Source organism: Corynebacterium ammoniagenes DSM 20306, from assembly GCF_001941425.1.
Classification (GTDB): domain Bacteria; phylum Actinomycetota; class Actinomycetes; order Mycobacteriales; family Mycobacteriaceae; genus Corynebacterium; species Corynebacterium ammoniagenes.
In genome coordinates this window covers 2,549,565-2,568,791 of the sequence record NZ_CP009244.1, presented here as the reverse complement: position 1 = coordinate 2,568,791, position 19,227 = coordinate 2,549,565, and the positions used below count along the sequence as shown (strand labels likewise).

Below are 19,227 nucleotides of genomic sequence, written 5' to 3'. Positions count from 1 at the left end.
TGGTTTTCTGAGTGAATTAGTGATTTGTAAATTAGTAAGGCATTAACCTTTATGACCGTTGAACAACTCCGAGGCTGGATCCGCGCTTGGGTAGCCGATGTTACTGGCTTGCCAGAAGAAGAAGTCGTAGATACAAAACCTCTGGAGAATTTTGGACTTTCCTCACGTGACGCAGTGGTGCTGTCAGGTGAGTTAGAAAACCTTCTCGGTCTTCAACTGGATGCGACCGTGGCTTATGAATACCCCACGATCGCGGCCTTAGCCGAGCGTTTAATTAACGGCCCAACCGAGACGCCCGCCGCGGCGCAGGTCAAGCGCACCTCGGCGAAGAAGGCAAGCGGAACCGGCTCGCACGATATCGCGATTATCGGTGTCGCTGGCCGTTTCCCCGGCGCTGATAGCGTCGAGGAATTCTGGCAGATGCTCAGCGAAGGCCGCGCCGGCACCGGCGAACTGCCCATTGGCCGCTGGTCGGAGTACAACGCTGATGAAGTACTGCGCACGAAGATGGATACTCAGAATCTTCAGGGCGGCTACTTGGATGATATCTCCAGCTTCGACCCAGAATTTTTTGGTCTCTCCCCGCTGGAGGCCACCAACATGGATCCGCAACAGCGCATCACCTTGGAACTGGTCTGGGAGGCACTCGAAGACGCCGGCGTGCCCGCCAATGAACTCCGCGGCACCGCTACCGGCGTGTACATGGGCTCGACCAATAATGATTACGGCATGCTCATTGCCGCTGACCCGGCTGAAGCACACCCTTATGCGCTGACCGGTTCCTCGTCGTCGATCATTCCCAACCGCGTGTCTTATGCCTTGGACCTGCGCGGGCCTTCGGTCAACGTCGATACTGCTTGTTCCTCGTCGCTGGTAGCTATCCACCAGGCTGTGCGCGGTCTGCGCGAAGGCGACGCCGATGTAGCTCTTGCTGGCGGTGTCAATATTCAGGCCTCGCCGTTTATCACCACCTCATTCGGCGAGCTCGGCGTTATTTCTCCAACCGGCGTCATCCACGCTTTCTCCGATGACGCGGATGGTTTTGTGCGCGCCGATGCCGCTGGCGTCGTCGTGCTTAAGCGCTTAGAAGAAGCCGAAGCCGACGGCGATAATATCCTCGGCGTCATCAAGGGCTCCGCGGTCAACTCCGATGGCCACTCCAACGGCCTTACCGCCCCGAACCCCGACGCTCAGGTTGATGTCCTAGAGCGCGCCTACCTCGACGCCGAAGTAGACCCACACACCGTGGACTACATCGAAGCGCACGGCACCGGCACCATCTTGGGTGACCCCATCGAAGCCACCGCGCTCGGCAAAATCGTCGGCGCCGGCCGCGACGCCGCCAACCCAGCCCTGCTCGGTTCCGCCAAGTCCAATATCGGCCACTCCGAATCGGCAGCGGGCATCGTGGGCCTCATCAAGGTCATCGAAGGAATGCGCCACGGGATCATCCCGCCGTCTATTAACTTCTCCGAGCCCAACCGCTACATCGATTTCGACGCCGAGCGCTTGGAAGTCGTCGAAGACCCACGCGAGTGGCCGGAATACTCTGGCGCCAAGCTCGCAGGTATTTCCGGCTTCGGCTTCGGCGGTACCAACGCGCACGTCGTAGTCGCTGAATACACCGGCACCCCGTCGCTCGCCGAGCCACAGCTAGCCGTAGGCACCCGCGAAGTACCAGCGGCAGAAGAAGGCGATGAGCCCACTGCCGTCGATGCCACCGTGGCCCTACCAGTGTCTGGTCTGCTTCCATCGCGTCGTCGCACCGCTGCGGCAACGCTGGCTGATTACATCGAAGACCAGCAGCTGGATCACGCCGGCATGCTGGAATTGGCGCGTTCTTTGGCCGGCCGCAACCATGGCCGCACTCGCGCAGTGGTCACCGCGAATAACGCCGAGGATGCCATCAAGCGCCTGCGCCAAGTCGCCGACGGCAAGGTGTCCTTGGGCATCGCCGCGGCAGATTCGCCAGCCACGCACGGCCCGGTCTTTGTCTACTCCGGGTTTGGCTCCCAGCACCGCAAGATGGCCAAGGACCTCATGGCCGTTTCCCCGCTGTTTACCCAGCGCTTGGAAGAGCTCAATGAGACCATCGACTTTGAGGCGGGATGGTCGTTGCTAGAGCTTATCGATGACGACTCGCAGACCTACAACACCGAAACCGCCCAGGTAGCTATCACAGCTATTCAGATTGCCTTGACAGACCTGTTGGCACACTTTGGCGTGCGCCCCGCAGGCGTTATGGGCATGTCCATGGGTGAAATCGCTGCGGCTTATGCCGCCGGCGGCCTCGATGCCACCGATGCCTTGCTCATCGCCAGCCACCGCGCGCGTTTGATGGGTGAGGGCGAAGCCTCGTTGACGCCGGAAAATCAGGGCGCGATGGCCGTCGTGGAGATGACCGCGGCCGATATCGAGGCGCTCGATAATGACATTGAGCCCGCAGTCTATGCCGGACCAGGCATGACGACGGTGGGCGGACCACGCCAGCAGGTACTGGATCTCGTCGAAAAGCTCGAAGCTGACGGCAAGTTTGCGCGTGCTTTGAACGTTAAGGGCGCAGGCCATACCTCCGCCGTGGAGCCTTTCTTGGGCGAGCTGGCCGCAGAAATCGCCGGCATTGCAGCGCGTCCTATTCACACCACCTTGTTTAGCTCCGTCGACCGCGGCACCGTCTACCAGCCAGGCACCACGGTGCACACCGATGAATACTGGATTCGCATGACGCGCCAGGCCGTCTATTTCCAAGACGCCACGGAGCAAGCTTTGGCTGCCGGCCACAACCAGCTGGTGGAGATTTCTCCGAACCCCGTGGCCTTGATGGGCATGATGAATACCGCGTTTAGCGTCGGCAAGGCAGATGCGCAGTTGCTGATTTCGCTCAAGCGTAAGGTCGACCCTTCTGAATCCCTGCTGGATTTGTTGGCGAAGCTCTATGTCACCGGAACCCCGGTCGATTTTGCCAAGGTCTTCGGCTCCCGCACCGCCGCAACGAACGTGAAGGCACCGTATACGCAGTTTAAGAAGCAGCGTTATTGGACCTCGGCGCGGCCATCGTCAGGCGTATCTGGCCTGCCGGGCTCGCGGGTCACCTTGCCCGATGGCAAGATTGCCTTTTCTACCGATGCCGACCAGGCACCGTCTGCCGTAGCCATTGTGGAATCTGCCGCCGCAGCTGTCGATGCCCGCGCGCAGGTCGTAGCCAGCGAGGAACATGCCGTCTTGCCAGCGCAAGGCGAAGTGACCACCGTGGTCGACCGGAACCTGGGTGGTTTGTCCATCGCGGTCTACACCGTGGTTGGTGGGCTGACCCAGCTGGTCGCGGAAGGTTTTGCCACCACGCTGGAACTGGGCGGTGCACCGGCGCAGCTCCAAGGTGTCAGCGCGGTGCCAGAAAGCGAAGATTCCCCCGCGGATTTTGCCAACGACGACATTCAGGCCGTGCGCTGGGACCCAGCCACGGAAACGGTGGAAGAGCGCCTGGCTACCATCGTGTCGGAATCGATGGGCTATGACGTCTCGGACTTGCCGCGTGAGCTGCCGCTGATTGACTTGGGCTTGGATTCCTTGATGGGCATGCGTATTAAAAACCGGGTGGAAAATGACTTCCAAATCCCGCAGCTGCAGGTACAGGCATTGCGGGATGCATCGCTAGCCGATGTCATCGTGATGGTCGAAGAAGCCGTTTCCCAGGGCAGTTCTGACTCTGCGGACGCTGCTGCCGACGAAGAAACCTCGTCGGAAACCGGCACCGGCCTGGAAGAAGCAGCGGAAGCCATGGGCGATTTAGACAAGCTCGACGTCGATGAAGCCGAGCCGGCCACCTCGAAGGCCACTGGCGTCGGCGTTGCCCCACGCGATGCCTCCGAGCGCATGGTCTTCGCCACCTGGGCAACCTTTACTGGCGCTGCTGCCGGTGGTGTCACCAGTGACTTGCCTGCGATTACCGCGGAGCAAGCTGCAGAAATCGCCGAGCGGCTCACCGAGCGTTCCGGAGTAGAAATCTCCGCCCAGCAAGTCGCTGAGGCGAAGACCCTCGAGCCTTTGTCTGATCTGGTCCGCGAAGGCCTGGAGACGGAAGTCGAAGGCAATATTCGCGTGCTGCGCGAAGCTGATGGCCCCGCGGTATTTATGTTCCATCCCGCCGGTGGCACCACCGTGGTCTACCAGCCATTGATGCGCCGCTTGTCTGACGATGTCGCCGTCTATGGCGTCGAACGCCTCGAAGGCACCTTGGAAGAGCGCGCGGAGGCGTATCTCGATGACATCGTCAAGTACGCCCGCGGCCGCAAGGTCATTTTGGGTGGCTGGTCGTTTGGCGGAGCTTTGGCCTTTGAAGTAGCACTGCAATTGGAAAAGCAGCGCCCCGAGGTCGAGGTAGCGTATATCTCCCTGCTCGATACCGCCCACCCTTCAGACCCGGCACCGGATACTTTGGAAGAGACCAAGGCCCGTTGGGAGCGCTATGCGGAATTTGCGAAGAAGACCTATGGCCTAGAATTCCCGGTTCCGTATGAGCTGCTAGAAACCGCGGGTGAACCCGCCGTGATGCAGATGCTCGAGCAGCTACTAGCCACCACGGATGCCTCCGAGCACGGCCTCGCTGCCGGGGTGTTGGAGCATCAGCGCGCATCCTTTGTGGATAACCAAATCCTGTCCAGCATTGATTTCATTCGCTGGGTCGATGTCACCGCGCCGGTTTTGCTTTTCCGCTCGGAGCGCATGCATGATGGTGCGATTGAACTCGAGCCACGGTATGCGCATATTGACCCAGACGGTGGTTGGGGCGCTATCGTAGAAGACCTGAAAATTGTGCAACTGCCTGGAGATCACCTCGCAGTGCCCGATGAGCCAGTCATTGGCATCGTGGCCAAGCACATGGATAACTGGATTGAGGAGAAGATTCGTGGCAACGGCAGCTAATAAGCCGACTACCACTGCGGAGAAAATCGCTGACCTATCCGCTCGCCTCGAACAGGCGCAGGACCCAGGCAGCGAACGCTCCCGCAAGCGTCGCGATGACGAAGGCCGCAGCACCCCACGCCAGCGCATCAATGCGCTACTGGATGAGGGCTCTTTCGTCGAGGTCGGTGCTTTAGGCAAGACGCCGAATGACCCGGATGCCATCTATTCGGATGGCGTGGTCACCGGCTATGGCCGCATCGCGGGGCGTCCTGTGTGCATCTATGCCCACGATAAGACTGTCTACGGCGGCTCGGTCGGCGTGACCTTTGGGCAAAAGGTCTGCCAGGTCATGGACATGGCCATCAAAATTGGTTGCCCGGTCATTGGTATTCAAGACTCCGGCGGTGCGCGTATTCAAGACGCCGTGACGTCGTTGGCAATGTACTCGGAGATTTCGCGGCGCCAGCTTCCGCTGTCGGGTCGTTCCCCGCAGATTTCGATCATGCTCGGCAAATCCGCCGGTGGCGCGGTCTACGCGCCAGTGACCACGGACTTTGTCATCGCCGTGGATAAGCAAGCGGAAATGTATGTCACCGGCCCGAAGGTTATCCGCGAGGTCACCGGTGAAGATATCTCCTCGGCGGAGCTCGGTGGTGCCAGCCAGCAAGAGCTCAACGGAAACGTGTCCGCCGTGGTGGATTCTGAGGATGAAGCCTTCGATTTCGTCCGCGATCTCCTCGACCACCTGCCGTCGTCCTGCTTTGATGAAGCCCCTGAGTTTGCGGCGCCGAGTGATGAAGAACTGCTGGAAGATATCGAGCTGGATTCCTTCATGCCGGATGACACCAACGCGGGCTACGACATGTTGGAGCTCTTAGAGCAGCTTGGCGATGATGACGAGCTGATCGAAATCCAGCCCAACTTTGCCCCCAACATGATCACTGCTTTCGGGCGCATCGATGGCAAGACCGTGGGTTTTGTGGCCAATAACCCGATGCATTTGGCGGGCTGCATTGACGCCGATGCCGCCGATAAGGGCGCGCGGTTTATCCAGATTTGTGATGCCTATAATGTGCCGTTGGTCTTCGTTGTCGACACCCCGGGCTATATGCCGGGAGTCGAGCAGGAAAAGGCCGGCTTGATCCACCGCGGCGCCAAGTTTGCTTTCGCCGGGGTGCAAGCCACCGTGCCGAAGGTTTCGCTGATTGTGCGCAAGGCCTTCGGCGGCGCTTATGCCGTCATGGGTTCGAAGAACCTCGCGGGCGACATCAACCTCGCTTGGCCTACGGCGCAAATTGCCGTGATGGGTTCTGCCGCAGCGGTTGTGATGATTGCGGGCAAGCAGCTCGATGCCGCGGAGACGCCTGAGCAGCGTGAGATGACCAAGAAGATGTTCATGGACTTCTACGATGAGAACATGACCTCGCCCTATGTCGCCGCCGAGCGTGGGTACTTGGATGGAATGGTTCGCCCGCGCGAGTCGCGCATCGCCCTGCGTCGTGCATTGCGTCAGCTGGAAACGAAGAACGTATCCGACCTACCCAAAAAGCACCCTATTGCGCCGATGTAACGTAGTGCTAGTGTTGTGCGGATATTACACAGTAGAGTTACCACAGACTATGTGAAGGAGTCTTCCCCATGCTTTCTAGCGTTTTCGACATCGTCGGCGAACTGATCAGCTACACCGTTATGTTCATCAACGGCATTGCTCACCAGTTTATGTAAAAAGTGGCGCGATAATGCGGGCTCGTGGTTTCCACGGAGCCCGCATTTCTAATTCAGACGGGGACGTTGATGATTCTCCTACTCGATAATCATGACTCTTATACTTTCAACCTGTACCAACTCATTTTCGAGATAACAGGAGAATCACCCCTGGTGATTCGAGCCGAATCCAGCGAACGCGAAAACCTGCCACAGCGGGTACGCGCCGGCGAGTTTAGCCATGTGGTCATTTCACCGGGACCAGGCACCCCAGACAACCCGCAGGACTTTGACGCCGCGCGCCACGTCATCGAAGCCGCGGACCAAATACCAGTGCTCGGAATTTGCCTTGGGCACCAAGGACTCGCTCTTCTCAATGGCGCTGGCATCAAGGCAGCACCCGAACCAAAACATGGGCACATCAGCACTATCTGCCACACAGGTACCGGCCCATTCGCCAATGTTCCGCAAGATTTCAAAGCGGTGCGCTACCACTCACTGTGCGTAGACGATATCGATAGCACGCGGATAAAGCCGCTGGCATGGTCCGAAGACGGCGTGCTTATGGCCCTTGAAGTCATCGGACAGCCGCATTGGGGCGTGCAGTTCCACCCGGAATCCATTTTGACCGAGCACGGGCGAACGATACTCGAGAACTTCCTCGGCCAAGCAACCCCCGGGAAGTGGAAACTACAGCATCGCGAGATTGCCCTGCGGATTGACTGCGAGGCAACCTTTGCCCGTTTGAAAGAAGGTGCACAAGACGCCTTCTGGCTAGATTCAGCAACTGCTGAGACAGGCGCGGGACGCTACTCGATCCTCGGCACCAATACCGGTTCCAAAGCCGCGTCTATCCGATATGACATTAGCGCCCAGACCGTGCACGTAGTACGCGGTGGCCAGCGTTTGAATATTGAGACTGACATCTTGTCCTATCTTCGGGAACTGCTCGCCGAATCGATCGATATTCACCACCTGCCAGAGCTGCCATTTCGGGGTGGCTTCGTCGGATTTTTAGGATACGAGTGCAAAGCCCTTACGGTTGGGCCAGGTCTTCACAGTGCAGATACTCCCGATGCGTATTGGGTGTTTCCGCAGGCTTTTATGGTCTTTGATCATCGACAAGCGAATGCGCATCTTTGCGTTGTCTATGATGCGGTAGAAGGCCCGACGGCAGAAACCACGCAGCTCATGGACTGGCTGCAGGAATCCTTAGAAGTTGGGCGGGACTTTGAGAGCGTGCCGCCAACGAACAAAGGACTGGAGGGGCACTGGCGCTTGTCGGCGGATGAATACGTGGAAAAAATCGGGGAAGTGGACAAGGCCCTGCGCCGTGGCGACAGCTACGAAGTGTGCCTGACCGATACCTTTGAAACCCAGGCGGCGGTCGATGGCTGGGACTTGTACCGGCAACTGCGCCGCAATAATCCCGCGCCCTATGCTGCCTACCTGAAGCTTGCGGCATTTGGTGATGAGCTGGAGATTTTGTCCTCGTCGCCGGAGCGATTTTTGAAAGTTGAATCTGACGGCACCGTGTCTAGCAAACCGATTAAAGGAACCATTGCGCGATCTGATGACCCGGACGAGGACCGGCGACGCAGCTACTACCTGCAAAGCGACCCCAAGACGCGAGCAGAGAATTTGATGATCGTGGACCTTCTGCGCAACGACTTGGGGAGAGTCTGCGAAGTTGGCTCTGTTGAGGTTCCCGTGCTCATGGGCGTGGAGTCGTTTCAGACAGTCCATCAGCTGGTCAGCACGGTCGAGGGCAAGTTGCTTGTCGATGCCGACCTCATCGACCTCCTTCACGCCACCTTCCCAGGTGGTTCGATGACAGGAGCGCCCAAAGAACGCACGCTGAGTATTATTGATTCTTTAGAAGCCGGACCGCGCGGGGTATATTCGGGCACCATCGGATATTTGGGACTCGATGGTACGGCGGATTTAAATATTGTTATCCGCACGATTGTTAAAGCTGGCGACAACATCACCGTGGGCGCCGGCGGAGCTATTGTCCTAGATTCTGTTGCGAGGGAAGAAAACGCAGAAAAAGAACTCAAAGCGGCGGCTCTTTTGAATTCTATCGCTCAAGTTTTAAGCGCAAACTTATGAACCCACTGATTTGGAACGACGGTGATTTTCGTCAGCTGCCCCTGACGGGGGATTATCGCTTGCTGGTGATTGATTCCTGGCGGCATCGTTACGGACAGTCGTTTGGGCTCGGGCACCATGCTGCTAGATTCAACGCGGCTGTTGCCTCCGTGGGTTCTGCGTTAACTGAACAACAGCGGCGCGAGGTGTGGCAGCGCATTAACGCGTGCCTATCGAGTCCCGAAAACCGGGAATGTGAGCTGTTTCCGCGCATATCGCTTCTGGAATTTCACGACGGGACCCGGCGTATCGGCTTCGAAGTCCGTCCAGCACCGGCAGTTCGCGAAACGACGACGTTGGTTTATGGGGTGGGGGAGGATCATCGACAAGCTCCTGTGCTCAAAGGCCCCGACCTGGCGCTATTTGCGGAGATGAAAGCCGGTGTGGAAGCTGATGACGTCATTATCAGCGACACCGACGGTGCTTGCCTGGAAACAACGACCGGTGCGTTGGCACTGTGGAAAGATGACGTCCTCGTCCTATCCGAGCGGCTGGATAAGCAACTACCGAGCGTGACCTTGTACCAAGTCTTCATGCGAGCACGAGAGCTTGGAATAAGAATTGAATTTGCTTCCATCTTTTCCGACGACCTTGCTGCCGGGCCGGTGTGGTTTCTGAATGCTCTTCACGGCATCAGCCCGGTGACGCACATTCACGTGGGGGAGAAAGTCATTGCCCCGCCACGTCATCCTGGGGAAGCTGAGTGGATAAGCTGGTGGTGGGCACAGTTTGGCGCTCACGCAGATAATTGCGAGCATCCGGATTTATCTGTCTTTTCCCTTTAACCACACGTCGACCTACTGAAAGAAAGAGCGCGGACATGTCAGAGCAGGAGGAACTGCGACACAACCTCGACCTGGCTGAAGAATGGGCCGGCACTTTCAAAACTTTGGGGGACCCCACGCGGCTGAAATTGCTCAGCGCCATCCACTACGCGGGACGTTTTGCCTACACCGTCAGCGAATTAGCCGAGGCCACCGGCGTGCGCATTCCCACCGCCTCCGCAGCTTTGCGCGCGATGGAAGTAAACGGCACCGTAATCTCCCAGCGCGACGGGCGCAGCATCTACTACGGCATCCACAATGAGCACGTCCACGAGTTGCTGCATTGGATTGGCACCGGCCACCAGCACTGATACTGCCGTTGTGATAAGGGATCGCCAGATTGGCTAACCAGTCGGGGCAACTCGTTAGCGCTTGTGTGCTCTGGGGGTTTAGAGCAGGTTCATTGCTCCCATGCTGCTTAGGTCGTGCGTGTTGTCCACGGGTCTGCCACCTGGAGTGATGAGGCGGACTTTGCCGCGGTGGCGACGCATTCTGCCGCGTTTGGGCTTGGAACTTCGACGATGCGGGTCATCGTCGTTGACGCCATTGTGATAGCGGCACAACATCGTCAGGTTGGAAGGCTTGGTATTCCCGCCATTTTTATGCGCGTCGATGTGGTGCACCTGGCATCTATCAGCCGGCACATTGCAATCTGGCCAGGGACAGACGAGGTTTTCGGCCATCGCTAAAGTTCGCTGCTTCCACGATGCGAACCTGGCCTCGTACAAGTTCACTGGCCCGGCGGTGGGGTGGAAGAGCCCGGCGTAGACCTTGTCCCCGAGTGCACCGGCAAGTGCGGCGTTGATAAGTTCAGCGCCAGTCATGGTCGTGCCGTCCGAAAGGCCCACGATGACGTCGTCAGCTGAGCCAGCGCTGACTTTGGCGAAGTCATCGAGACCGATAGCGATGACTGTGCGGTACTCGGGGCGGATCAAACCGGAGCCGGTGCCGGTGCCGGTGCCTTCGACGTGGTTCCAGAAAGCCTCCAACAGTGCTTCGGAACGCGGCTGGTCAGGGTCCTCGATAGCAGCGTCGAGGGTCTTTTCGAGGTCCGTCACACGGCGTTGATCAGCGGTCACGGAGATGGTGCGCAGCCCATCCATAGCCCGGCCGATACGCACGCCGGGTTGTTTCGGCGTGTCGCCGCCTTCTTCTAGGACGCGCTTTTTGCCATGCGCATCAGCTTCTTCGTAGCTCCCCTCGTATGCGATGAGTTCTGCGCGAAGTTTCCACGCGGCTCCGCGCGCGGTCAGCTTCTTCGCGTGCTTGTTGACCATCTGCAGATACTCGATGCTCAACTTGCGCTCTTCGGCGAGCTCAATCGCCTCGCGCTGGACGCGCGGGGAGTCGGCGGGGCCGAAGAGGACATGGGCAAGCTTGACGTACTGCTTTGCGGTGGAGAGCACCATTCCGTCGCTTGCCATGTCATACGGTGAGCACTCGACAACGTCGCGGAGTATGTCGACGCCGCTGGTGTTGAAGTGCATTAAAAGTTGGTAGCCTTTCATGCCTTCGACATTAAAAAGCCTGCGCACGCCTGCGCTAGAGCAAGCCCCAGAACCTGTGGAAACTTAACATGACACGTCACTCAGACGTCTAAGTTATCCACAGGCACTAGGAAACTAGTACTTGCGCAGGTGGATGTCACCTTGGCCGCGCAGCTGCGAGCGCACGTAATTTGCCGTGGCGAGCACCAACGCATGCAGTTCTTCGGTGCGGTTGCCGAGCGCACGCAGCACGAAGCCAGGCTTGTCGCATTCGGTCACCGCGGCGATCATCGACGTATCGTGAGCTTGGTGCTTGTCGATGAGGGCAGAGAGGGCATCGATAAGCTCTGGCGTAATGCCGGGATCGAAGCAGATCGCTGTGGCGATGTGCGTGCGGCCGTCCAGGAAAAACCCCTGTCCGTCGCGGAAGTCGCTGGCAAGCGGATTAATCCGCAGGTTATCCAGCAGCACCGGCCCGCCATCCATGTGTACCTCGTTGAGTAGATGCGCTTGCTCGTAGAGGAACTTGCCGCCATCCGGTGACCAGCCCGGAGTGATGATATCCGAGAGAAACAGTGACGCGCTGGGATGCATCCTGGTGATAATGCGCTGGCGGAAATCTGCGTCCCGGTACAAAATCAGCTGGTCTGGGATGTATTCCAACACGGCGTTTTCACCGAGGTTGAACTCGATGTTTTGCACCACGTAATCATCGGGAGTGCGATAGACCTTCGCCGCGGATTGATCAGTAATCAACGCGGAAGCACCGTCGGCCACACTGATTGTCATCTGGTACGCATCCCCGCCGACATAACCGCCGCCGGGGTTGACGATGGTGTAATACACCTGACCGGAATCATCCAGGTAATGCGGACGAATCACCTTCAGCGCGCGTGCGTGATACTGGGTGGTGGCGATGGATTTGCCACCGGAGAGGGCAATTCCCAGCTCCAGCTCACCCATTAACGGGCGCGGCGGAACATGGTGAAATGCGCTTTTTGGAATCGTCCACATTTACTTGGCGAGATCCTGCATGAGCACATCGTGGCGAATCCACTCGATGACCTGATCCAGGCCCTCATCGGTCTTCAGGTTGGTCAGAGCAAAGGGCTTCTCGCCGCGGAATTGCTTCGAGTCCTCTTCCATCACGGATAGATCCGCGCCGACATACGGGGCTAAGTCGGTCTTATTAATGATGAACATGTCGGATTTGATCATGCCCTGGCCAGCCTTGCGCGGAATTTTTTCACCCTGGGCGACATCGATGATGTAGATGGAAAAATCCACCAGCTCGGGCGAAAACGTCGCGGAGAGGTTATCGCCGCCGGATTCGACGAAAACCAACTCCAAGTCGGAGTGGCGCGATTCCAGCTCTTCGATGGCGGCCTCATTCATGGAGGTATCCTCACGAATCGCGGTGTGCGGGCAGCCGCCGGTTTCTACGCCGATGATGCGGTCTTCGGGCAGGAGACCTTCGCGCGCTAGAATCTTGGCGTCTTCGGTGGTGTAGATATCATTGGTGATGGCCGCCATGGATACTTCGCCGTCGAGCGCGCGAGTAATGCGTTCTACCAGGGCAGTTTTTCCGGAACCTACCGGTCCGCCAATCCCGATTTTGATTAATGTCATTGCATAAATCCTTATCTTTGTAGTTTTTAAGACATGAACATGCGCGAGTGCAGCTTTTCGTGCTGCATTTGCGCAACTTCCAGGCGCGGTGCGACCACGCCCAAATCCGCCATGGAATGAGCCATGGTCATCTCGCCTGCCAATTCGATGGTGGGGTAGGCATCGACAAGCACGCGTTGCCCGGCATCTTGCCCCAGCGGAATCGCACGAATCGCGTTCTGCGTCATCGACGTCGCAAGTTGCATCAGGTAGGCATCGACAGCCAAGCGCTCACTGACACCCACCGCGGCGAGCACGAGGCCGGTGGCGATGCCAGGATTGCCATGCATTTCTCGGCCGCTAATCGCCTTTTCGTACTCCTGGACCAAAAAGTCCTCGGGAGCAACGATCTTGGCAACCCGTGCCATGCGTTTTCCCATGGAGTTCATCGATACGCGAACCTGCTTCGGCGTTTGGGCAGCGTGCAGCAAGGCATCCAGCTCGGCCAAGTGCTTTAGCTTGTCGCCATCGCTTGTCGATGCCCCCGCCAACCCCACCGCGAGCTTCACCGCGAGGGCGTCGTTGTAGCTGGCTTGGCGCAGATAGCCCTGCAACCACTGGCTAAAAGTGGCCGCGTCGTGCACGTGGTTGGCTTGGACATAAGTTTCCAAGCCTGCGGAGTGGGCAAAGCTGCCGGTGGGCAATGCCGAGTCTGTTAAGTGCCAGATAACCAGCTGCGCGCGGCGACTAGTGGGTATGTTCGGCATGGCGGAAGGCCTCAGGCATGACGTATTCACCGCGGGAATACGGGGCACCGGCATGCTGCAGGTGGTGCTCGACGGTGTGGTCATAGCGCACGACCATGACCTCGGCGCCGAACTGCGAGTTAGCATCGAAGAACTGGGCTTGCAGGTGACGATTGCCCAGCGTATGTGCCACGACCAAGGCTTCTTGGATGCTGCGCGGGGCGATGACTAGTACATCGGTTGGTTTCATCTTGGCGACGAAAATTGTATTTTCGCCGCGGTGCAAGATATCGCCGTCTTTGATTTCGCGAAACCCGGTGGGTAGACGCAGCGCGAGTTCCTCACCGGATTGTGCTGTGACGCGCTGGATGCGCTTGAGGCGGGTTTCGTCATCGAAATAGACTTCGTCGATGGTCAGGGCGGCAAGGTCTGCATCGTTAAGCTCTGCGACGTTGTCCGTGATGTTGTCAATAATCACTGATGTCCTTTCTAAAACAGGAAGTAACGCTGGGCCATGGGCAGAACAGAGGCTGGTTCTGAGGTGATCTTTTCCCCGTCGACGGTGAGCTCGTAGGTTTCCGGATCCACGGTGATGTGCGGGGTAGCGTCGTTGTGCTTCATGTCCTTTTTGGAAATCGTGCGCATATTCTTTGCCTCGATGAATGTGCGGTTGATGCCCAATTCCTCCGGCAAGCCTGCTTCAAAAGCAGCGGTGGGCAAGAAGGTGACCGAGGCTTGACCAGCGGCGTCGCCGTATGCGCCGTATTCATAGCGCATGGTGCGTGGCTGCGGGGTTGGGATGGAGCCGTTGGAATCGCCCACGATGGCGCGAACGACGACACCTGATTTCAGCACCATCTTCGGCTTGACGCCGAAAAACGCGGGCTCCCAGATCACTAGGTCTGCGAGTTTTCCTTCTTCCACCGAGCCCACGGCATGCGAGATACCCGCGGCGATGGCCGGGTTGATGGTGTACTTGGCGATGTAGCGCTTGATGCGATTATTGTCGTTGTTTTCGCTATCACCTGCCAACGGGCCGAATTGCTCTTTCATCCGGTGAGCAACCTGCCAGGTGCGCAGCACTACTTCGCCGACGCGGCCCATTGCCTGGGAGTCGGACGAGGTAATCGACAAAACGCCGCGGTCGTGCAGCACGTCTTCGGCCGCAATGGTCTCTTTGCGAATACGTGAGTCCGCAAATGCCACGTCTTCCGGCAGATCTGGGTTGAGGTTGTGGCAGACCATGATCATGTCGAGGTGCTCGTCGATGGTGTTATCGGTATAAGGCAACGTCGGGTTGGTCGAGGCCGGCAGGACGTTGTTCAGCCCGGCTACCTTCAAGATATCTGGTGCGTGTCCACCGCCGGCTCCTTCGGTGTGGAAGGTGTGAATGACGCGGTCTTTGAATGCAGCGATGGTGTTATCGGCAAAGCCGCCTTCATTGAGCGTGTCCGAGTGGATAGCGACTTGAATGTCCATCTCCTCGGCAACGGCGAGGGCGACGTCGATGGCGTGGTACGTTGCACCCCAGTCTTCGTGCACCTTCAGCCCGACGGCGCCTGCTCGAATTTGCTCCCGCAACGCTTCTGGTTCGGAGGCGTGGCCTTTGCCTAAAAAGCCCAGGTTGACCGGCAGACCGGAGGTGGCCTTGGTCATGGTCTTCAAATTGGTGGGGCCAGCGGTGACGGTGGTGGCATTCGACGAATCGAGCGGGCCGGTGCCGCCACCAATAAAGGTCGTGGTGCCATTATCTAGACCCGCGCCTACCTGATCCGGGGATAGGTAGTGGATGTGCGTGTCAATCGCGCCGGCGGTGATAATGAGCCCTTCGCCGCCGATGACTTCGGTAGCAACACCGACGATGATGTCGATATTGTCCTGGGTATCGGGGTTGCCGGCGTTGCCGATTTTTAAGATCTTGCCATCTTTAATAGCAATATCGGCTTTGAAGACGCCGGTGTAGTCAATGATGAGCGCGTTGGTGATGACCAAATCTGGAATGCCATTGACAGCGGTTAAGCGCCCATTTTGGCCCATGCCATCACGGATTACTTTGCCGCCGCCGAAGGATACTTCTTCGCCGTAGACAGTGGCATCGGATTCGATGATGGCAACGAGGTTGGTATCTGCCAAGCGCACGCCGTCGCCAGTGGTTGGGCCGTTGAGCTCAGCATATTGGCGTCTGTCCATTTCAAAAGACAATTATTTCTCCTAAAACCTTGATATAAAAGCGGGACCGTGTGAATTAAGCACGGTTGAGTTTGGCGTTGAGCTCGGCGTTGAAGCCGTAAATCTTGCGGTGTCCGCCGAAATCAATCAGCTCGACGGTGCGAGAATCTCCTGGCTCCAAACGCACAGCTGTGCCAGCAGGAATATCAAGGCGCTTGCCCTGGGCCGCCTGGCGGTCAAACTCCAGGTCAGCATTCGCCTCGGCAAAATGGAAGTGGGATCCGACCTGAACTGGGCGGTCTCCCTTGTTGGTTACCTCGAGGGTGATTGCTTCTTTGCCCTCGTTGATAAGAATTTTTTCGGTGGCGTTGAAGATGAGTTCACCGGGAATCATGAAATTGTTCTCCTGTGCGACGTGGTGTTAGCGGATCGGGTTGTGGACAGTAACCAGCTTGGTTCCGTCGGGGAATGTGGCCTCGACCTGCACGTCGGTGATCATCTCTGGCACGCCTTCCATGACTTCTTCACGAGACAAGTAGGTGACACCTTCGCTCATCAGCTCTGCGACGGTCTTGCCGTCGCGTGCGCCTTCGAGCAGTTCTGCGGTGATATACGCCTTTGCTTCGGGGTGGTTGAGCTTTAGCCCGCGTTCTTTACGTTTCCGCGCTAAATCAGCTGCGACCACAATCAAGAGCTTTTCTTGCTCACGCTGAGTCAAGTGCATGGAAATCCTCCATCTAGATCTATTTGGTTATTCAACGAGCCGTCAGGAAACGGTCGCGTAATGTTTGCGAAAGCACACATTACTGTCTATTCTAAACCCTCGATCCAAATCGGGAGGCGCCCCCGGAAAACGCCTGGTCAAACGTCTTATTTCAAAGCTTGTTCCAAGCTTTCTGCGCCGTCTACGGCAAAGGGTGTGGGAGGTTCTGCGAAAGCGAGCTCTAGCGGGATAATTTTCTCATCCTGGACCGCGGTGATCGACGTCGCGCCGGGCAGGGACGTGACATAGGATTCCAGGTCGTCTTCACCGGAATTGAGCAAGACGATGACATCCGGGTTCGCCGCGGCAAGTTGTTCGGCGCTGATTTCAAAAACGCGTTCTGATTCCTTGCCGAAGACATTGTCCAGGCCAACGGCAGAGACCACGGCATTGGACATGGAGTCGGTGCCATAGGCATAGACCGTCGAGCCCTTGACTGCTGGATATAGCACGGCGACAGAACGCCCCTGGCCGGCGTTGGCATCGAGAGCATCGATGCGGGATTTCAGCTCTGCCTTGTATTCTTCGCTGCGCTCTTGCTCTTGGAAGATGTCGGCGTAAAGGTCGATGTGCTCATAGACATCATTGAAAGAGGCATCGTGGACCTCACCGCAAAAGCCGGGCTCGTTGATGATCGGGATATTGTTAACCGTGGTATCGCGCACGGTCGGGCTAAACCCCACGATCAGGTCAGGTTCTTGAGCAAGCACTGCTTCTTTTGTAATTTCCAAGTGTCCAGCCTCGCCGAGACGATCGGTCAACGTTGGGATGGCATCGACTTGCTGAAAAGTCTCGTCATCAAAGTAGGTGTCAGGGAAGTAGCCTGCTTTGGCCACCACGCTATCTAAAACGCCCAGTTCCGCGAGGGTTTGCACCGCCGAGACATCTTGGACAACTACTCGCTGCGGCACGGTGTCAAAACCCCAGGTATTGCCACAATTTTCTACCGTGTAGTGGTCACCCGTGGCTTCGGACGAGGGTTGTTGTTGTGCGGTACAGCCCGCCACCGCCAAAGAGCCAAGTAAAGCTAGGGCGATGAGGGATCTTTTCATGAATCAAACCTTTCGAGGTGAAGATGGTTGACGGTGCGCTGAACACGCACCCGGTAGATGGGTTCGAGAATCTCTGGGACCAGCACGTCATCGGGCGGGCCAGAGGCGACAATCTGTCCTTTATCCAGTAGATGCACAGTGTCGCAATAAGCTAAGGCACTGTTGAGATCGTGCAGCACGACCACCGCATTGGATTCTCGCTCTACGAGCTGCTGAAAGACCTCCAGCTGGTAGTAGATATCGAGGTGGTTGGTGGGTTCATCGAGAAGCATGTGCTTGGTGTTTTGGACAAAAGCTCGCGCAATCATCGCGCGCTGACGCTCACCACCGGATAACTGCGCGACCGGGCGAGTAGCTTTATCCACCATGCCCACGCGCGCAAGCGCATCCAGGATGAGCTGTTCTTTGTTATCCCCGTGCGGCAAGCGTCCGAGGCGCACTAACTCCGCGACCGTCATCGGTGGTGGCTCGCCGTGTTCTTGTCCGACCACAGATATCGTGCGGGCTAAGTCGCGGGAGGAGAGTTTTGGCAACGGAGTGTCATCGACAAGCACCTGCCCAGACGTCGGCTTATTAGCGCCGTACATGCAGCGCAACAGCGTGGTCTTGCCGGAGCCATTGGGACCTACCAAACCGGTAATCCCGTGGTTGGGAATCTGCAGGGAAATATTGTGCAAGATATTGCGAAAGCTTAAGTTGTCAACGGTAATCATGATCGTGCGCTCATCTTTCGTATCAAGACCAGCAAAAATGGTGCGCCGACTAAGGAGGTGAGGATGCCGATGGGAATTTCTTGCGGTGCCAATAGCGTGCGGGAGGCAATATCGGCGAGTACCAGCAGTGCAGCGCCTAATAGCGCGGCGACCGGCAACATATAGCGGTGGGTACCGCCGACCATGCGCCGGGCCGCGTGCGGGACGACGAGGCCGACAAAGCCGATGGAACCGGCCATAGCGACAACCGCGCCGACCACGATGCAGACTAAAACCACAAGTATTGCGCGCATGCGATCTGGGTTAATGCCCAGGGTAAGCGCGGCGTCATCGCCGATGGTCAGCGCGTCGATGCACGGGCCCAAACACCACAAAATGATGGTGATGATGAGAACGACTGCAAAGGTCACGGGCAGGGTGAGATCCCATTGGCCGAGGGCTAAGGAGCCGAGCAGCCAAAACATCACCGAGCGTGTGCCTTCGGCGGAATCGGAGGCGAAGATTAAAAAAGACGTCAGCGCGGATAGGGCATAACCAACCGCCACGCCCGCCATGAGCAAGCGCACCGAAGTTAACTGCCCGGCGGTACGCGCGACGAAAAACATCAATGCCGCCGCCACGGCCGCGCCGATAAAAGCGGAGCCCTGCAGCGCGAAATCGCCGAAGATGGCGCCGGCACCAAAGAGGATGGCCATCGCAGCGCCTGTCGATGCACCCGAATTGATGCCCAAAGTAAAAGGATCAGCGAGCATATTGCGCACGACCGCCTGCAAAATGGCGCCGGCGACTGCGAGCCCCGCGCCGACTGCTACGCCTAAGAGCAGTCGTGGCAAGCGAATGTCCCACACGATGGCATCTGCTGTGTGCAGGTTGTCCGGCAGGGCGGAGCCGAAAAGATGGTGGGATAAAATCGTGCCCAAATCCGCGAGATGAAGCGGCGTCGGCCCGATTATCAGCCCGAGTGCGAGTACTACGGCAAGGGCAATGACTAGTACTGCTGACCAGATCTGAGCCCGGCGTCGTTGCGCGCGAAAACCCAAAACATCAGTACTCATTCTGCAAAGAGTATCAATCGTTCAATTGAATAACAAAGCGTGGAATGGGC

General features: G+C 57.7%; 16 protein-coding genes. 5 read left to right on the top strand and 11 right to left on the bottom strand.

The genetic code is table 11. From position 1 onward, the window contains the following. The first annotated feature begins 51 nt into the window (after positions 1-51). The 5 genes from pks13 to CAMM_RS11740 all read left to right on the top strand — a co-directional run bounded on the left by pks13 (position 52) and on the right by CAMM_RS11740 (position 9,895). Entirely contained in the window at positions 52-4,923 is a 4,872-nt protein-coding gene (pks13, locus tag CAMM_RS11760) for a polyketide synthase Pks13 (RefSeq protein ID WP_003847902.1), read from the top strand. Next, positions 4,907-6,475 carry an acyl-CoA carboxylase subunit beta gene (locus CAMM_RS11755; protein WP_003847900.1) on the top strand — a complete coding sequence of 523 codons (1,569 nt, stop codon included), beginning with the start codon at positions 4,907-4,909 and terminating at the stop codon, positions 6,473-6,475. Before pks13 ends, CAMM_RS11755 begins: the two co-directional genes overlap by 17 nt. A 224-nt stretch (positions 6,476-6,699) precedes the next feature. Beyond that, entirely contained in the window at positions 6,700-8,721 is a 2,022-nt protein-coding gene (gene pabB, locus CAMM_RS11750; protein WP_003847899.1) for an aminodeoxychorismate synthase component I, read from the top strand. Beyond that, positions 8,718-9,545: an aminotransferase class IV gene (locus CAMM_RS11745; protein WP_003847895.1), complete on the top strand. Its 828-nt coding sequence runs from the start codon at positions 8,718-8,720 to the stop codon at positions 9,543-9,545. Before pabB ends, CAMM_RS11745 begins: the two co-directional genes overlap by 4 nt. Before the next feature lie 35 nt (positions 9,546-9,580). Continuing rightward, entirely contained in the window at positions 9,581-9,895 is a 315-nt protein-coding gene (locus CAMM_RS11740) for an ArsR/SmtB family transcription factor (protein WP_003847893.1), read from the top strand. A 78-nt stretch (positions 9,896-9,973) separates the two neighbouring features. Here CAMM_RS11740 and CAMM_RS11735 read toward each other — a convergent pair whose 3' ends face one another. The 11 genes from CAMM_RS11735 to CAMM_RS11685 form a co-directional block, all read right to left on the bottom strand. Beyond that, entirely contained in the window at positions 9,974-11,092 is a 1,119-nt protein-coding gene (locus CAMM_RS11735; RefSeq protein ID WP_003847891.1) for an HNH endonuclease signature motif containing protein, read from the bottom strand. Between the two features lie 114 nt (positions 11,093-11,206). Continuing rightward, positions 11,207-12,085: an urease accessory protein UreD gene (locus CAMM_RS11730; protein WP_040355607.1), complete on the bottom strand. Its 879-nt coding sequence runs from the start codon at positions 12,083-12,085 to the stop codon at positions 11,207-11,209. Further along, positions 12,086-12,700 carry an urease accessory protein UreG gene (gene ureG / locus CAMM_RS11725; protein WP_003847886.1) on the bottom strand — a complete coding sequence of 205 codons (615 nt, stop codon included), beginning with the start codon at positions 12,698-12,700 and terminating at the stop codon, positions 12,086-12,088. It lies immediately after the preceding gene. A 26-nt stretch (positions 12,701-12,726) separates the two neighbouring features. Then, positions 12,727-13,446 (bottom strand): urease accessory protein UreF, encoded by a 720-nt coding sequence (locus CAMM_RS11720; RefSeq protein WP_003847884.1) that lies wholly within the window; start codon positions 13,444-13,446, stop codon positions 12,727-12,729. Next, the gene (ureE, locus tag CAMM_RS11715) at positions 13,427-13,903 is read right to left on the bottom strand and encodes an urease accessory protein UreE (protein WP_003847883.1); all 477 of its coding nucleotides are present in this window, start codon (positions 13,901-13,903) and stop codon (positions 13,427-13,429) included. Before ureE ends, CAMM_RS11720 begins: the two co-directional genes overlap by 20 nt. A gap of 11 nt (positions 13,904-13,914) precedes the next feature. Beyond that, positions 13,915-15,627, bottom strand: a complete 1,713-nt coding sequence (gene ureC, locus CAMM_RS11710) for an urease subunit alpha (protein ID WP_040355605.1) — start codon at positions 15,625-15,627, stop codon at positions 13,915-13,917. A gap of 43 nt (positions 15,628-15,670) precedes the next feature. Continuing rightward, positions 15,671-15,988, bottom strand: coding sequence for an urease subunit beta (locus CAMM_RS11705; RefSeq protein ID WP_003847878.1), 318 nt, complete (start codon positions 15,986-15,988; stop codon positions 15,671-15,673). A gap of 27 nt (positions 15,989-16,015) precedes the next feature. Then, complete coding sequence (locus tag CAMM_RS11700; RefSeq protein ID WP_003847876.1) at positions 16,016-16,318, bottom strand: urease subunit gamma; 303 nt, start codon at positions 16,316-16,318, stop codon at positions 16,016-16,018. Between the two features lie 146 nt (positions 16,319-16,464). Then, complete coding sequence (locus CAMM_RS11695; RefSeq protein WP_003847875.1) at positions 16,465-17,409, bottom strand: ABC transporter substrate-binding protein; 945 nt, start codon at positions 17,407-17,409, stop codon at positions 16,465-16,467. Beyond that, positions 17,406-18,122: an ABC transporter ATP-binding protein gene (locus tag CAMM_RS11690; RefSeq protein ID WP_003847873.1), complete on the bottom strand. Its 717-nt coding sequence runs from the start codon at positions 18,120-18,122 to the stop codon at positions 17,406-17,408. Before CAMM_RS11690 ends, CAMM_RS11695 begins: the two co-directional genes overlap by 4 nt. Continuing rightward, positions 18,119-19,177 (bottom strand): FecCD family ABC transporter permease, encoded by a 1,059-nt coding sequence (locus CAMM_RS11685; protein WP_003847871.1) that lies wholly within the window; start codon positions 19,175-19,177, stop codon positions 18,119-18,121. The genes CAMM_RS11690 and CAMM_RS11685 overlap by 4 nt, the downstream gene beginning before the upstream one ends. Positions 19,178-19,227: the final 50 nt, after the last annotated feature.

Excerpts from the sequence above, each read along its gene's own strand:
- pks13 (WP_003847902.1), top strand. The coding sequence starts at position 52 with ATGACCGTTGAACAACTCCGAGGCTGGATCCGCGCTTGGGTAGCCGAT.
- pabB (WP_003847899.1), top strand. The coding sequence starts at position 6,700 with ATGATTCTCCTACTCGATAATCATGACTCTTATACTTTCAACCTGTAC.
- CAMM_RS11745 (WP_003847895.1), top strand. The coding sequence starts at position 8,718 with ATGAACCCACTGATTTGGAACGACGGTGATTTTCGTCAGCTGCCCCTG.
- CAMM_RS11740 (WP_003847893.1), top strand. The coding sequence starts at position 9,581 with ATGTCAGAGCAGGAGGAACTGCGACACAACCTCGACCTGGCTGAAGAA.
- CAMM_RS11735 (WP_003847891.1), bottom strand. The coding sequence starts at position 11,092 with ATGAAAGGCTACCAACTTTTAATGCACTTCAACACCAGCGGCGTCGAC.
- CAMM_RS11730 (WP_040355607.1), bottom strand. The coding sequence starts at position 12,085 with ATGTGGACGATTCCAAAAAGCGCATTTCACCATGTTCCGCCGCGCCCG.
- ureG (WP_003847886.1), bottom strand. The coding sequence starts at position 12,700 with ATGACATTAATCAAAATCGGGATTGGCGGACCGGTAGGTTCCGGAAAA.
- CAMM_RS11720 (WP_003847884.1), bottom strand. The coding sequence starts at position 13,446 with ATGCCGAACATACCCACTAGTCGCCGCGCGCAGCTGGTTATCTGGCAC.
- CAMM_RS11705 (WP_003847878.1), bottom strand. The coding sequence starts at position 15,988 with ATGATTCCCGGTGAACTCATCTTCAACGCCACCGAAAAAATTCTTATC.
- CAMM_RS11700 (WP_003847876.1), bottom strand. The coding sequence starts at position 16,318 with ATGCACTTGACTCAGCGTGAGCAAGAAAAGCTCTTGATTGTGGTCGCA.
- CAMM_RS11695 (WP_003847875.1), bottom strand. The coding sequence starts at position 17,409 with ATGAAAAGATCCCTCATCGCCCTAGCTTTACTTGGCTCTTTGGCGGTG.
- CAMM_RS11690 (WP_003847873.1), bottom strand. The coding sequence starts at position 18,122 with ATGATTACCGTTGACAACTTAAGCTTTCGCAATATCTTGCACAATATT.
- CAMM_RS11685 (WP_003847871.1), bottom strand. The coding sequence starts at position 19,177 with ATGAGTACTGATGTTTTGGGTTTTCGCGCGCAACGACGCCGGGCTCAG.